At 67.2% G+C, this 15,157-nt stretch carries 13 protein-coding genes; 4 read left to right on the top strand and 9 right to left on the bottom strand.

Annotated elements, in window-relative coordinates; translation table 11 throughout:
• Positions 1 to 57 precede the first annotated feature (57 nt).
• Complete coding sequence (locus EH209_RS04315) at positions 58 to 702, top strand: helix-turn-helix domain-containing protein (protein WP_126661703.1); 645 nt, start codon at positions 58 to 60, stop codon at positions 700 to 702.
• An 80-nt stretch (positions 703 to 782) separates the two neighbouring features.
• Positions 783 to 2,390: a carotenoid oxygenase family protein gene (locus EH209_RS04310; protein ID WP_126661702.1), complete on the top strand. Its 1,608-nt coding sequence runs from the start codon at positions 783 to 785 to the stop codon at positions 2,388 to 2,390.
• A 28-nt stretch (positions 2,391 to 2,418) separates the two neighbouring features.
• On the opposite strand, the gene EH209_RS04305 is transcribed toward EH209_RS04310, so the two are convergent.
• The 6 genes from EH209_RS04305 to EH209_RS04280 form a co-directional block, all read right to left on the bottom strand.
• Positions 2,419 to 3,855, bottom strand: coding sequence for a cupredoxin domain-containing protein (locus tag EH209_RS04305; RefSeq protein ID WP_126661701.1), 1,437 nt, complete (start codon positions 3,853 to 3,855; stop codon positions 2,419 to 2,421).
• 294 nt (positions 3,856 to 4,149) lie between these two features.
• Positions 4,150 to 4,506 carry a DsrE family protein gene (locus EH209_RS04300; RefSeq protein ID WP_126661700.1) on the bottom strand — a complete coding sequence of 119 codons (357 nt, stop codon included), beginning with the start codon at positions 4,504 to 4,506 and terminating at the stop codon, positions 4,150 to 4,152.
• Positions 4,507 to 4,616: 110 nt separating this feature from the next.
• The gene (locus EH209_RS04295) at positions 4,617 to 6,143 is read right to left on the bottom strand and encodes a dihydrolipoyl dehydrogenase (protein ID WP_126661699.1); all 1,527 of its coding nucleotides are present in this window, start codon (positions 6,141 to 6,143) and stop codon (positions 4,617 to 4,619) included.
• Between the two features lie 141 nt (positions 6,144 to 6,284).
• A complete protein-coding gene (locus tag EH209_RS04290; RefSeq protein WP_126661698.1) occupies positions 6,285 to 6,989 on the bottom strand; it encodes an energy-coupling factor transporter transmembrane component T family protein in 705 nt (234 codons plus the stop codon).
• Positions 6,990 to 7,034: 45 nt separating this feature from the next.
• Positions 7,035 to 7,739, bottom strand: coding sequence for an energy-coupling factor ABC transporter ATP-binding protein (locus EH209_RS04285; RefSeq protein ID WP_126661697.1), 705 nt, complete (start codon positions 7,737 to 7,739; stop codon positions 7,035 to 7,037).
• A 40-nt stretch (positions 7,740 to 7,779) separates the two neighbouring features.
• Positions 7,780 to 8,367 carry a biotin transporter BioY gene (locus tag EH209_RS04280; RefSeq protein ID WP_126661696.1) on the bottom strand — a complete coding sequence of 196 codons (588 nt, stop codon included), beginning with the start codon at positions 8,365 to 8,367 and terminating at the stop codon, positions 7,780 to 7,782.
• A gap of 506 nt (positions 8,368 to 8,873) precedes the next feature.
• Here EH209_RS04280 and EH209_RS04275 point away from each other — a divergent pair.
• Positions 8,874 to 12,875, top strand: a complete 4,002-nt coding sequence (locus EH209_RS04275; protein WP_126661695.1) for a DUF7282 domain-containing protein — start codon at positions 8,874 to 8,876, stop codon at positions 12,873 to 12,875.
• 103 nt (positions 12,876 to 12,978) lie between these two features.
• Here the strand turns inward: EH209_RS04275 and EH209_RS04270 are convergent, their stop codons facing one another.
• Positions 12,979 to 13,269: a DUF7545 family protein gene (locus tag EH209_RS04270; protein ID WP_126661694.1), complete on the bottom strand. Its 291-nt coding sequence runs from the start codon at positions 13,267 to 13,269 to the stop codon at positions 12,979 to 12,981.
• Positions 13,270 to 13,386: 117 nt separating this feature from the next.
• On the opposite strand from EH209_RS04270, the gene EH209_RS23890 reads away from it, so the two are divergent.
• Positions 13,387 to 13,530, top strand: a complete 144-nt coding sequence (locus EH209_RS23890; RefSeq protein ID WP_164721995.1) for a DUF7557 family protein — start codon at positions 13,387 to 13,389, stop codon at positions 13,528 to 13,530.
• A 47-nt stretch (positions 13,531 to 13,577) separates the two neighbouring features.
• On the opposite strand, the gene EH209_RS04265 is transcribed toward EH209_RS23890, so the two are convergent.
• On the bottom strand, positions 13,578 to 14,048 hold the full coding sequence (locus EH209_RS04265; RefSeq protein ID WP_126661693.1) for a DUF5799 family protein: 471 nt from the start codon (positions 14,046 to 14,048) through the stop codon (positions 13,578 to 13,580).
• A gap of 407 nt (positions 14,049 to 14,455) precedes the next feature.
• On the bottom strand, positions 14,456 to 14,956 hold the full coding sequence (locus tag EH209_RS04260; protein WP_126661692.1) for a gamma carbonic anhydrase family protein: 501 nt from the start codon (positions 14,954 to 14,956) through the stop codon (positions 14,456 to 14,458).
• Between the last annotated feature and the right edge of the window lie 201 nt (positions 14,957 to 15,157).

Here is a 15,157-nt window from a genome sequence, read left to right as displayed (position 1 = left end):
AGGTGATACCTACCCCCAAACTGTTGGGCGCTCCGAGACGTACTATCCCACAACGGGATGATCACGGCGTCGCTGCGGATACGTCTCCCCGAGGACGCGTGGGTCGCGGAGGTCTCTCGCTCGTTCCCGAGCGTCACCTTCCGTCTCCTGTCGGGAGTCCGAACCGGCGACAGGGCAGTGGAACTGGGCGAAGTGGTTGCCGAGAACCCGCGGGAGGTTTCGGGAGCGATCGCGACCCATCCGTCGATCGAAGCCCACGAGCGGCTGGCGGTGACGGACGACCGATCGCTCTCGAAGTACGAAACGATCGAGACGGCGCTGTACGAGTTCGTCGAATCGGCCTCGCTTCCGCCCGAATTTCCGATCGTCGTCCGCGCCGGCTGGTACGAACTGGACTTCACGGGGACGCGCGACGAGTTCGACGGGCTGCGGGCGATGCTCGAGGACGCGAACCTCCGGTACGAACTCCAGTCGCTCGTCGAGGCCGACGAGACCGCGACGCTGCTCACCGACAGGCAGCGGGCGACGCTCCAAGCGGCGCTCCGGGAAGGCTACTTCGAGGTTCCACGGGAGTGTACGCTCGACAGGGTCGCGGGAACGCTCGGCGTCGACGAATCGACGGTGAGCGGCGTCCTCCGTCGCGGCCAAGCCAAACTGGTCAAGTGGCACTTGACCGGGGCGGACGGCGATCGACTCGACTGAGCGTCCAGGTTCCGCGTCTCCCACGCGATCCCAAGCTCTTGGGCCAGTTTACTCGAAGAGACGGGTGTTACGTCCAGTTGATGTCTCCTGAACATCGGCCCGCTGATCGATGCTCGAACGACCGAACGACCGATGATAACGACGGCGACGCGAACCGATCGGTCGAGCGAGGCGATCGGGAGTCGACCGCGTCGGCCGCGCTCGACCGACGCGACGTGCTCGGGACCGGCACCGTCGCAGCGGGGGCGCTTCTCGGCGGCTGTATCGGTGGTTCCGAATCGTCCGGTACCGCCTCGGTCGACGAGCGACACCCGGGATTCCGATCGCTCGAGCGCGAAGTCGCCGACCGGTCCCTGCCGGTCGAGGGGACGTTCCCGTCGTGGCTGGAAGGAACGCTGCTGCGAACCGGACCAGCGAAATTCGAGGTCGGCGACCGGCACCTGCGTCACTGGTTCGACGGCTTCGCGATGCTCCACCGGTTCACGATCGACGACGGCGCCGTGACGTACTCGAACCGATTCCTCGAGACGCGAGCGTACGAGCACGCGACGGACGAGGGTGAACTCGGCTACCGCGAATTCGCCACGGATCCCTGTCGACGGATCTGGGAGCGGTTCTTCACGTTGTTCTCCGACACGACGACCGACAATGCGAACGTCAGCGTCGCGACCCACGCGGACCGGTTCCGTGCGATGACCGAGACCCCCATACCGGTCGAGTTCGATCCGGAGACGCTCGAGACGCTGGGCGTCGTCGCCGACGGGACCGACCTCGGTGACCTGACGACCGCGCACCCTCACCGGGACGACGGGGAGACGATCAACTACGTGACGGACCTCTCGCAGACGAGCGAGTACCGGGTATTCCGGATGCCCGACGGCGAGCACGAGCGGGACGTCTTCGCCACCGTCTCCCGGGACCGGCCGGCGTACATGCACAGTTTCGGGTTGACCGACCGGTACGTGATCCTCGTGGAGTTTCCCTTCGTCGTCGACCCGCTCGAGTTCCTCGTGCGGGATCGGCCGTTCATCGAGAACTACGAGTGGGTTCCCGATCGGGGGACGCGATTCCTCGTGATCGAGCGCGCAACCGGTGAGGTGGTCAGTACCCACAAGACAGACGCGTTCTTCGCATTTCACCACGTCAACGCCTTCGAGGACAGGGATGATCTCGTCGTCGACGTTGTCGCCTACGACGACGCCTCGATCGTCGAGGACCTCTACCTCGAGGCGATTCGATCGGAGGGGTACTCGCCCGACGGGGGACGACTCGATCGGTTTCGGCTCGGCGAGACGGTCTCTCGGGAGGCGCTCTACGAGGGACCGATCGAGTTGCCCGGGATCAACTACGACCGAGTGAACGCCGAACCGTACCGGTACGCCTACGGCGTGGGGAACCGGGAGAAGCCGCCACGGGATGTTCCGAACACGCTGGTCAAGGTCGACGTCGAGACCGGCGCCGCGAGCGAGTGGGAGGAGCCGGGGACCTACGCCGGCGAACCGGTCTTCGTCGAATCGCCCGACGCGACTGCCGAGGACGACGGCGTGATCCTGTCGGTTGTACTCGACGCGGCCGCGGAACGGTCGTTTCTGCTCGTTCTCGATGCCGGGACGTTCGAGGAACTGGCGCGAGCGCCGGCACCCCACCACATCCCACTCGGCTTCCACGGGATTTTCGCCGACCTGTAGCGGCCCGGGAAGCCGCTCTCGTCGGTCGTCAGTTCCCGATCTCGATCGCTCCTCGCATGCTCCGGGGATGGACCTGACAGTAGTACTCGCTCATCTCCTCGCTGGCCGTGAACGTGGCCGTCTGCGTGGCCCCTTCTTCTCCGACGAACTCGGTCGCGAGGAGGTCCTCGCCGTTCTCGTTCTGGATCGCGAAGTTGTGCTGCAGCCCGTCAGCGTTCTCCCAGATCAGGGTGTACTCGGTCCCGGCCTCGAGCTGAAGGGTCGGATTCTCCTCGCCCGCGACGGCCTCGGGCGCTGCACCCTGCCAGGCCGACGCCTCGCCGAGTAGCCGGAAGTCAGCGTCTCCGCCCCCCGATTCCTCGGCGTCCGAGGTCGCTTCGTCGTCCCGTCCGGGGAACTCCCAGTCGGCGAACGGTCCCTCGACGATCTTATCCTGTTCCCACATCGCGTGGATGAACGGCTGGGTCTCGCCGTTCGGCAGTTCCATCGCGGTCGGCACCGGGTCGTAGACGGGGCCGTCGGGCGTCGGCCTGATCGGCAGGACGACGCCGTGCGTGTGGTGGACCTGTCCGGCGATCGTCCCATCCGGCGCGAGCGGCAGCTCCTCGTCTACGGCCATCCGGTATCGCTCGTCGCGGACCGTCTGGGTCGTCATGAAGTGGATGACGCGGAACCCGTCCTCGGTCGCCACCTCGCCGTTGATCCGGACGTCGCCGACCCCCCACGACGCGCCGTAGGTGTACACCCGAGGGAACAGCGGCGAACCGGTCCCCGTGATCCCGTGCAGCCAGCCGCCCGACAGGACGCCGCCGCCGGTCTCGTAGCCCGGAATCGGCGGCTGCACGACGTGGTCGTGCTCGAGTTCATACTCGTTGCCCGCCGGATCGGTAAACCGTGCATTGAAGTCGACCGCGTCGCTCGTATCGCCGGGCTCGCCGGGAAGATCGTACGGCTGCCGATCCCCGTAGGTGATCTCGAACGAGCCGCTCGTCACCTCGGCCTCGTCGCTGTACAGCGTCGGTTCGGTGAATCGTTCTTGTGCGATCCCGGCTGACTCACCGTCCTCGATCGGTTTGCGGGCCTCCTCCGGTGCGGCCACCAGCGGTGGCAGATCCTGCAGAAGCTGCGGAATGGCCTCGTCCAGCGGTTCGGGAAGCCCCTTTGCCTCTTCGATCCGAGACTCGAGCAGATCGCTCCCCCGCCGCGGGGTGTCCGGCGTTCCGAACACCTGCGGACTCAGTCGCCGTTCGCCAGGAAGCACCCAATAGACGGCGTTTCCCGACTCCTGTCGCACCGTGACGTCACGACTCGAGTCGGCGGTTCCACCGCCCTCCTCCTGCCGGGTGACCGTCGATCCGTTCGCTGCTCCGACACCGCCTACGAGCGCCCCGAGCGTCGTCACGCCACCGGCCGCGAGTACCGATCGCCGCGCCACGCCATCGTTCGAGTCGTTCTTATTTGTCATCTGTTACCACATGTATTCCGTGGGGATCGGAGCAAAGAATGGGACGAATCGTTGTGGCACGGCAAACGCTCATTCCCGTAAGGCTTTAGCAGGATGTTTCGCTCGCGCGGGCGATCTAAGGCGCGATTGGACGAACTAATCCGCTCTTATCGATCGGACGCCGATCGGAACGGTGTCGTTGCGATCGATACCGACGACGGCGCATCAGGGTCCGATCGCGTCGAACGAAACCCGATCCGCGCTCGTCGCTCCGGGTCGAACTACGGCCGAAAACAGCGCGCTCGGCGAGAGCCGTTAGAACGTGATGATCTCGTAGTCGTCGTCGACCATCGAACGGATGCTGGGGTGGCCCTCGTTCTCGTCGATGCGGACGAGCCCCTGGTCTTCGACGGCGTCGTCGACGCCGAACGCTCCGGCGCAGTGATCGCAGACGGCCACTTCGTCCTGCACGGACTCGTAGAGGTCGTAGTAGTCGTGGTCCTCGTCTTCCAACTCCTCGACCCACTGGGTGCCCGCCCCGTCGAAGATGAGTTCGAGTTCGTCGTCGTCGTTCTCGGCGAACTCCTTTGCCGCCTCGAGTCCGTTGACGAGTCGACCGGTGTCGGCGTGCGATTCGGTACCTGCGAGAATGACGATGGCTGCGTTTACCATTACACGTGAACGCAGGCCATCCGCGGATAAAACGGACCGGCGGGCGTGTGCGCCCGCTGCAACATCGACGGAGGCCGAGCGGTCCCAGTGGGCCCGATCTGTTATTCGAGTTAGTGGTCGTGACGATGACCGTGGTCGTGTCCGTGGTCGTGGGCATGATCGTGCCCGCCGCGGGTGAACTGCCCCGAGAACGCTCGCTGGATGACCTCCGAGAGCGCGGGGTGGATGTGCACCGACTCTCGAATGTCTCGAACCGTTCCCGAGCCGGCCGTCATCGCGACGACGACTTCCTCGATCAAATTAGAGGCCTCTGGGCCGACGATGTGACAGCCGAGGATCTCTCCCTCGAGGGAGATGAGCGGCTTGACCATCCCCTCGGCCTTCATCGCCGAGCCGCGGGCGGTGTCCTCGTACCGGTACGTGCGCTTGGCGTAGTCGCGGTCGGCGGCCTGCAGTTCCGCCTCCGTGGCGCCGACGCCGGCGACCTCCGGCAAGGAGAAGACGGCGAAGGGCATCGCGTCGTAGTCGACCGGCTCGAGGTCGTCGCCGAAGAGGTTGCGAACGACGGCCCGGGCCTCGTGGTTGGCGTTGTGCTTGAGCAGGTACTCGCCGACGATGTCGCCCAGTGCCCAGACGCTCTCGGCGCTGGTCCGCAGGTACTCGTCGGTTTCGACGAACCCCATCTCGTCGGTCTCGATCCCGGCTGCGCCGACGTTCAGCGTATCGGTGTTCGGAACGCGCCCGGTGGCGACGAGCAGTTCGTCGCCGGTGACGGAGAGCCGCTCGGCCGCGCCCTCGCCGCCTTCGGGCGCCGGGTACGGTGTCGATCCCGGTTCCGCTCCCATCTCCGATTCCGCTTCCGATTCGGAGTCGGCCGCCGGATACGGCCGCGCCTCGATGGTCACCTCGCCGTCGGACTCCGAGACGGCCGTGGCTTCGTAGCCCGTGTACACGTCGTACCGGTCCGCGAGTCGCTCCGTGAACTCGGCGGCGACCGCCGCGTCGGCGTCCGGCAGCAGGTGCGGGCGCCGTCCGATAATCGAGACGTCGCTGCCGAACGTTCCGAAGAAGTGGCCCAGCTCCGCCGCGATGTAGCCGCCGCCGACGATGACGAGGTGTTCCGGCGGCTCCTCGAGTCGGAGCGCCTCTCGGCTCGTCAGGTAGTCGGCGTCCTCGATGCCGTCGATCGGCGGGACGCCGGGCCGGGTTCCGGCCGCGACGAGAACCGTTTCGGCGGTCAGGCGCTCGCCGTCGTGGTCCCCGCCCGAGAGTTCGACGGTTCGCTCGTCGACGAACTCCCCTTCCGCCTGGTAGAGGTCGTGATCCGAGGAGGACTCGAGCCCCCGGCGGATCGACTCCGAGCTTCCGGCGACGTCCTCGTTGACCTCGCGGACGATCTCGGAGAACGCGACGTCGTCGACCGACGCCTCGATCCCGAACTCCTCGGCGCGCTCGACCGTCTCGAGGACCTCCGCGCGGTACAACAACTGCTTCGAGGGGATACAGCCGCGGTTCAGACAGGTGCCACCGAGCCGCCCCTTCTCGACGACGGCGACCGACTGATCGCGCTGTGCAGCCGCGTTCGCGACGTCGAGCCCCGATCCCGAACCGACGCCCAGGAAATCGTACTCCTCCATGTGCCGAACTCCGGCGCCGGTCGTAATGAAGGCCGGGCCGGAATGTACGGGACGTGCACGTCCACTGCGGCCTGCGGAGTCTCGTCCCCGCTCCCGAGTGGCGCCCGTCTCGAGGATCGCACCGCCGCGGATCCGGTTCCCCTACAGTAACGCCGATAGCGCGAGCACGACGGCGACGACGAGGGCGGGATAGTCGAGTCGCGAGAGCGACAGCGCGGGCAGGGTTGGATTCCAGGCGAAACACCGCGCCTGCATAGCGAGCGCGAGGCGATCGGCCCGGTCGAACGCCCGCGAGAGGCCCAGCAGTCCCAGCGTACTCGCGCGGTCGACGGCGCTTCGCTGGTCGCCCAGTCGGGCCGCCATCGCGTCGCTGATCGTTCGCAGGTCGGCCTGCAGGACCGGCAGGAACCGGAAGACGAGCGCGACGCCGATCCCGAGGAGCTGGCCCGGTTTCCCGGGAACCGTCCGCTGGATCGCGGCTCGAGAGTCCCGGACCGTCGTCGAGCGGACGTACGCGGCGCTGACGAACAGGACGAGCAGGACGCGGTAGCTCGCCCGCGCAGAGGCGAGGCCGTCCGCGAGGTCGATCCAGGGCGGACCGAACGTGAGCGCCGCGAGCACCGGCGCGAGCGAGAGGAAGAGCAGGGCAAAGCGATAGGCAGACAACGTCTCGCGGAGCGGGACGCGAGCGGCGAGCAGGATCGCCGCGGCGACGGTGGTGAGCGCGACCAGCGCCCGCGGGCTCGTATGTGCCAGCGCGGTCGCGGCGAATCCGAGTTGGACGGCCAGCTTCGAGCGGGGATCGAGCCGGTGGGCGAGCGTGTCGTCGGGGTCGTAGGTGAGCATCGTCGGTATCGATGGCGGGGACGGCGATCGTCGCGCCGCGTGCGGTCAGCTATCGGGCACTCGAACCTCGAACGCCGACAGCGCCTCGAGCGCGCGGTCGGGCGAGTCATCGACGGCGACTGCGCCGTCCCGCATGGCGACGACGCGGTCAGTCAGGTCGAGCACGTCTCGGAGGTCGTGGGTCGCGAGCAGGATTCCGGTTCCGTCCGCCGAGAGCGCCTCGAGTCGCGAGAGGACGGATCGGCGGGCCGGATCGTCCAACCCGGTGAACGGTTCGTCTAAGACGAGGTGCGTGGGTTCCATCGCGAGCGCGCCGGCGATGGCCACGCGGGACTGTTCGCCTCCCGAGAGCGCGTCGATCCGCTCGTCCTCGCGGCCGGCCATGTTGACGGCCTCGAGGGCGTCGGCCACGCGGCGGTCGATCTCGGTGCGCTCGAGGCCGAGGTTCTCGGGGCCGAAGGCGACGTCGGCGCCGATCGTCGCGGCGACGAACTGGTCGCGCGGGTGCTGGAAGACCATGCCGACGCTCGAGCGAGCGGCGACGAGATTCTCGGTGACCGGGGTCCCGTCGATCAGTACTTCCCCCGCGTCGGGTGTCACCAGCCCGTTACAGTGGCGCAGCAGAGTCGTCTTGCCGCTCCCGTTGGCACCCGCGAGGACGACGAACTCGCCGTCGCCGATGGTCAGCGAGACGTCCTCGAGGACCGGGACCTCGTCGAAAGCGTAGGTAACGGAGCGAAACTCGATCATCGCGTCCTCGCTGACGGGGTCGGTGGCGTCACTCGAGCGATCACGATCCGACCGGCTCGAGTCGCCCGCTCTCGACGATCGCGATCGCGGCGACCATCTTGACCAGTTCGGCGGGAACGAAATGGAGCGCGTAGACGGTGATCGCCTCCCAGGGCTCGAGGGCCTGAAGCCAGGCCGCGTACGCCGTCCCCATGGCGTAGATGAGGATCGTCGCGGCGACGAGCGCGGCGACGACGATCGGCAGGGGGACGTCGGCGGGATTTCGGAGGTCCGTGCCCCGGTGAACGACGGCGCCGATCAGCGCCGCCGCGAGCGGGTACGACCAGAGGTAGCCCGCGGTATTTCCGACGAGGGGGCCAAATCCGGCCTCCATCCCCGAAAAGACCGGGAGGCCGGCCGCGCCGGCGGTCAGGTAGAGGAGCATCGAGACGGCTCCCCAGACCGGCCCCAAGACGAGGCCGGCGAGAAAGACGAACAGGACCTGCAGCGTGATCGGCGCCGGCGAAAACGGATACGGGATCGTCACGAATATCGACGCCCCCACCAGCGCCGCCAGCACCGCCGCGCGAGCGAACTGCCGGACGACGTCCCCGTCGACGAGATCGACCGTCTCTCGATTCGTTGCCATACCACTCCCACTCTCGTAAACCAAGTTCAACACTTCGGTTTCCGAGGGTGTGGAAAGTCAACAGATTGACATCTACGCGCGGTGGGACGGATCCCGGTCCGCCGGGAGGGGCCGAAATAGGCCGCTTCCTCTCCAGAAACGGACATTTCGAGGCGAATCAAGATCGATCGAGGCCTGAACGCGTCCGAAATAGCCGCTCCCTCGAGAGCGCCGCTCTGGTAGGAGACGCCGCGCTCGAGGGGAGTAATCGGAGATTATGTCCGATTACTAACCGAAACGACCCGCTGGCCTTATGCGCTCTTTCGCTCCCGTGATAGAAAGCTGATGTCATCCGTACGTAGCCGGTTCGGACCGAGGGGCAATCGGGAACCGAGACGTAGCCAGCGGCCGACTCGCGGACGGTGGGACCGCGACGGTCTCAGAGGCCGCTGGAGCCGCGATGGTCGCTCTAAACGTGGGGAGCGAGCGAACCGATCGAGCGGTCGGGCCGGCAGGAGCGTCGAGCCATGAATCGGTCTCGAGGCGCGGCCGTAGCGGTGCTCGCCGTCGCCGCGCTGCTGGTCACGAGCGTAGTGGCACTTCCGCTGCTCGGCGGCGGTATCGTCCCGTTCGAGGGCGGCGAGAGCGCTCCCGGGGAGGGAAACGGCAGAACGGCCGGTATCGCCGCTGCAGACAGTGCAACCGCCAGTCAAGACGACGGCAGCGGGAGTGCGAACGCCACTGCCGCGGATGCGGCGGATCGTGAACCGGTGCGTGCGAGTCAATCGGGCGGAGACGGCGAGTTAGTGTCGTTCGACTCCGCGGCCGAATCGGCCGCGACCGACGCGGAGGCGACCACCGACGCCGACGCGAGCGCCTCGCTCGCACAGGAACAGACGACGGCCGTCGAGGCCGGCGTCGACGAGGGGATCGAACTGGCCCAGCAGCAGGGCATCGAGGTAACCCAGGAACAGCGCGCGACGGCCGTCGAGGCCGCCAGCCGGTCGGCGGCCCAGCATCAGGCGGCCGACGCCGAGCAGATTCAGGCGGCGACGGCCGGCGCGGTCCACGGTTCGCTGATCCAGTCTCAGGATGCCGAGATCGAACAGATCCAGTCCGCGGTCGGTGGCGCAACCGACGGCGCGCTCACCCAGTCGCAGACGGTCTCAGCGGACCAGATGCAGAGCGCGACGTGGGGAGCGACCCACGGCGCGCTCGCCCAGAAACAGCACGCCGACGTCGACCAGATTCAGGTCGCCACGCGCGGGGCCGCGGCGGGGGCGTGCCGGGAAGCGGGCGATAGCGACGTTCGGGATCACCCGAAGACCCAGGAGGCCGCGCAGGGGGCGGCCTACGGCGTCCTCGAGCAGTACCAGAAGATCACCGTCGAACAGCGCCAGCGGATCACGCTCGAGCACGTCCAGCACGCGGCGGCCGGCGCGTCCGCGGGGGCACTCGAGGGGAGCGTCCCCGCAGCCCTCGCAGGCGAACAGAGCCAGGAGGTCGACGTCGAGCAGCGCCAGCGCGTGAACATCAAGCAGGTGCAGAAGGCCGCCACCGGCGCCGCGAAGGGTGCGCTCGTCCAGCGGCAGGCGGTCTCCGTCGAGCAGACCCAGGCCGCGGCTCGCGGGGCCGGCAGGGGAGCGCTGACGCAGATCCAGACCGTCAGCGTCGAACAGGTCCAGCGGATCTCGATCAGCCAGATTCAGGAGGCCTCGTTCGGCGCCGCCAAAGGGGCGATCTATCAGAGCCAGTCGGCCACGGTCGAGCAGATCCAGGCGGCGGCCGACGGGGCCGCGGGCGGCGTGTTGGTCCAACACCAGGAGATTTCGATCACCCAGATCCAGTACGCCGCGGTCGGCGCGTCTCAGGGAGCGATCGAGTCGGCGGTCCAGTACCAGATCGCCGAGATCGAACAGATTCAGGCCGCCGCGTTCGGCGCCGGCGAGGGAGCGGTGCTCCAGCAACAGGTCGTCGACGTCACGCAGATCCAGCGGCTGGCGTCCGGCGGTGCCAGCGGCGCACTGAGTCAGTCTCAAGAGGCGACCGTCGAACAGATCCAGGTCGCCGCCAGCAGCGCCACGCAGGAGACGGCCCGCGTCGTCCAGTACCAGCGGATCAGCGTCACGCAACTACAGGTCCTGACCCAGGAGACTGCATCCGAGGCCACCGCGTACGCGGTCCAGCAGGAGACCGCCGACGCGACCGAGATCCGGCAGTTCGTCGAGGACGACGCCGAGGATCGCGCTGACGAGATCGACGAACTCGAGGGAACGGCGTCGATCACGTTCGCCGACCGGGAGAGCGACGGCGAGACGGTCACCGTCGACGAACTCGATCTCTCGGAGGGCGGCTTCGTCGCGGTCTACGCGGCCGACGCCGTCGCCGATCCGGGCGCCGTGCTCGGAACCTCGAGCGCCCTCGAGGCCGGGAGCCACTCCGACGTCGAGATCGACCTCGAGGAGCCGATCGAGGAGGACCAGCCCCTTACCGCGGTGGTCCACCACGATACGAACGACGACGGAGCGTTCGAGTACGGCGACACCGACGGGGCGGAGGACGTCCCGTACGTCACCGACGCCGGCGTGCCGGTGCTCGACACGGCGTTCGTCTCGGTCGGCGACGAGCCGCAGGTGCCACAAGAGCCCCAAGAACCGCAGGAACCGGCCGAGCCGAACGCGACGCTCTCAGTGAGCGATCAGACCGGCGACGGCGAGAACCTGACCGTCGACGAAGCGAGCGCGACCGTCGACTACGCGGTGACGGCGTCGGCTAACGGAACCGCGGCCGAGAGCCAGTCGTTCGAGGCCAACGAGACGGTGACGGACCTCGAACTCGAGTTCGATTCGCCGCTCTCCGAGAACGCGACGGTCGACGTCGCCGTCACCGACGACAACGGCACGGCGCTGGTGAACGAATCCGTCGAGTACACGGTCGACGACGCTCCGGACGAACCGGCTGAGCCGAACGAATCGGCGGCCACGCTCAACGTGTCGGACCAGACGGGCGACGGCGAGACGCTCGTCGTCGACGAGGCGAACGCGACCGTTGACTACCGACTCACCGCGACCGACGAGAACGGCACGCAACGTGGGGAGAGCGATCTCTTCGAGGCCAACGAGACCGCCGAGTTCGAGTCGCTCGATCTCGAGCCGCCACTCTCCGAGAACGCGACGCTCGAGGTCGCCGTCACCGACGAGAACGGCACGGCACTGGCGAACGAGTCCGTCGAGTACACGGTCGACGGCGATCCGGCGACGTTCGAGGCGACGTTCCCCGGCTGTTCGCAGGCCGAGGTGACCGGCTCCTTCGAAGCGGGCGACAGGATCATCGTCGGCACCGCGTTCTACGAAAGTGGCGGCTTCGGCAACTCGATGGGCGAGTACGCCATCACGGTCGGCGAGGACCTCGAGGCGCCGTTCGAGGGGACGATCACCTACGAGACCGGCGACGACTTCACCGTCGCCGAGACGGCCGACGGCGCGACCGTCACGGTCCCCGAAGGCGATACGGGCGCCGTGATCACCGGCTTCGCGTCGCCCGAAGCGACGCCGGGATCGATCGACTATCTGAATCCGAATGCTAGCGAGTGTCTCGAGGAGATCCGGCCCGAACGGCCGAACATCAGCGTGGTGGAGACGACGCCGACCGAGGACGGAATCGCGGTCACCTTCGAGTACGAGAATCCAAACGAGGAATCGCTGGTGGCCGGCAGCGAGTTCGTCGAGGGAACCACGGACGACGAGCCACCGTCGGAACTCGAGCCCGGCAACGATTCGTTTACCGTCGACTGGACGCCCGAAACCGATGACGAACGGCTCGTCTGGGAGGTCGACATGAGCAACTACGACTACGAGGAGCCGCTGACCGCACAGACGGAGCCGGCCGGCGAGATCGATTCGAGCGAACCGACCGATCCCGCCGCGTTCACCGTCTCGATCGCCGGGACGAACGCGCCGGTCGAAGCGGGCGAGACCCTCGTAGTTGACGCCAACCTCGAGAACACCGGCGGAGAGAACGGTACGCAGGACGTCGAACTCGCGATCGACGGCGCGGTCGTCAACGAGACGCCGGTCTCGCTCGCGCCTACCGAATCTGAACTCGTGACGCTGACCGCCGAGACGATCACTCTCGAGCCCGGCGAGTACCCGGTCGCGGTCTCGAGCGAGAACGAGACCGCCGAGACCACCGTGACGATCGAGGAAGCCGAGGCCGCGGAGACGCCGACCGGCGCGGAGTCGACGGCGGACGGACCAGCGGACGCGGAACCGACTGCAGACGCTGACGAGCAGCCGGCGAACGCAACCGCCGAGCAGCCGACGGAGGAACAGCGCACGTCCGAAGACACCGTCTCGGCGGAGTCGGCCGGTTCGGAGCCGACGACGGACGGCTCACCGACGGAATCCGAACCGGAAGCGCCGACGGGAACGGAGACGACCGAATCGCCCGCCGGAACGGACGAGCCGTCCGTTTCCGACGGAGCCGGTTCGGGGGCCGACGCGAACGGCTCCGCGGTTGCTACGGAGTAACGACGGCGCGATAGAAGCGGAGCGCTACCGATCGTTCATCCGTCTTCGAAAAACGCCTCGAGCCCGTTTCGATCGATCGGTGACTCGAGTGGGTCTGTCGCGGTTAGTGCTGGTGGCCGGTCGCTTCGCCGTAGGTCACGCCGAAACGTTCCTCGAACAGGTCCATGATACGTGACTCCTGGGCCTCGAGTTCCTCGTCCGACTCCTCGCCGTGGTGGACGATGTGGTGGGCGCGGCTGGCGAAGGACAGCAGGGTGACGTCGCCGACCGTTTCGGCGTCGGTCTGGTCGCCTTCCGCCACGAGGTCGAGGAGTCCGGTGGGGACCGTGACTTCGTCGGTGGTACCGTCGTCGGCGCTGATCTCGAAGGTCGTCGTGTCGACTTCCTCGGTCATACCCCTACCGTAGTGAACTGTCCCTAAAGGTGCTGTGGCTTGCATCGCAGCGGGGCGGCGATCGCGCCGGTTTCGTCCCCCGTGTCGTTTTTGCTGATCGCCGTCGAAGCGTCTCGTATGCCATCCGTCGAACTCGAGGAGGAGACGATCGAACGGCTGGAGGCGCTGCGCGTCGACGACGAGTCCTACGACGAACTCATCAACGAACTCATCAACATCTACGAGACCAGCGAGTACACGCTCTTTCACGCCGGCGACTGAGTGCGCCGCGAGCTCGTTCGATCGGTCCGATTAGTCCGCCGGCAGCACTAGTCGTCCGCGGCCGCGGCCTTCCGAACCGACTGCCAGCGTCCCTTCGACTCGAGGTGGGACTGGAGCTTTTCCGCGTACTCCTGGGTGAGCTTCTCGGCCGCGCGTAACTTTTCGGCGTGGTCGTCGCCGCCGTCGCCGCCCAGCCCGAGCGCGCCCATGATCGAGTCGAAGACGCCGCCCGACGAACCGTTCTGGTTGCCGCCGCCCGCACCCGGGCCGCCCATCGCGCCCATGCCGCCGCTGGGGACGTTCTCGAGTTCGGGGATGATCTGCTCGACCTGCTCGGTGTCGGCGACGAGCCGCGCACGGTCGGGATCGTCGGCGTCTTCGATCTCGAACTCCGTCGCGGTCATGATCAGACTCCACTGCTGGTTGGAAAACTGCGAGTCGACGATCCGCGAGGAGAACTCCTGATCGACGGTCATTCGGGCGCCGACGATCCGGTCCGTCCACGGTGAGTCGCTCATAGCTATCGCTTGGGACGGCGGCTGTATCAGCGTTTTCATCGGGTTCGCGCTCGAGTCGCCGAGGGCCCTCCGACGACACCGTTAGTCGCCTGCATCGTCCGTGTTCTCGCCCGCGGCGAGCATCCAGTAGACGAGCATTCGGTACGGAGATAGAACTATGACGTGCGGAGAGACACGTCAATCAAGAGCACACGGCATGGATCAGCTCACAGCCCATCGTCTCAAGTTGGCAGTCGGGATCGCGATTCTGGTCGGCGGATTGTGCTGGATCGCCGTCGACGGCCGAACGACGAAGAACACCTTCGTGGTCATCTGCGGTGTGGGTACGCTCCTCGAAGAGCGGTACCGGTGGAACAAAACTAGCTCGTAGCTGACGCTTGAACGGATGGTCCTCGAGGCCGATCCGCTCAGTCGAGCCGTTCGGATGATTCGGCGTACCGCCGCGAGAGTTCGACGTACCGGTCGGCCGTCGCCTCGAGGTGGGGGTCGTCGATCTCGGTTTTCGGCTCGGCGGGCACGCCGGCGACGAGCGTCGACGGCGGCACCTCGGTTTCCTCGGTGACGACGCTGCCGGCCGCGACGACGGCGCCCTCGCCGACGCGAGCGCCGTCAAGGACGGTCGCGTTCATTCCGACCAGCGCGCGCTCGCCGACGGTCGCGTCGTGGACGATCGCGCTGTGGCCGACCGTCGCGTAGGACTCGAGTGCGGCGTCCTCGTGGAGGACGGCGTTGTCCTGGACGTTGGCCCCCTCGCCGACGACGATCCGACCGTGATCGCCCCGCAGCGTCGTGTTCGGCCAGACGCTCGCCTCCGCCTCGACGAGGACGTCGCCGATGACGACCGCGGCCTCGTCGACGTACGCCGAGTCGGCGACCTGCGGCTCCGTTCCGTCGAACGATCGTAACATGGCTGCGTCTGCTCCGAGGAACGTCTTGAACCTGACCATCGGCGAACGGAGACGGCCGACTCGCGGCCCATCAGGGAGACAGCTGGGGCGACGACTGACGACGGATCCGCGTTACGGGCCGCGATCGTCGCGTTCAGATCGTTCGGTCCCAATGTATTTTGGCGTCACTGCTATTTACAAACCCGATGAAGATGCAACTGC

This window comes from Haloterrigena salifodinae, from assembly GCF_003977755.1.
GTDB classification, from domain to species: Archaea; Halobacteriota; Halobacteria; order Halobacteriales; family Natrialbaceae; genus Haloterrigena; species Haloterrigena salifodinae.
This window is presented reverse-complemented; position numbering and strand designations above follow the sequence as displayed.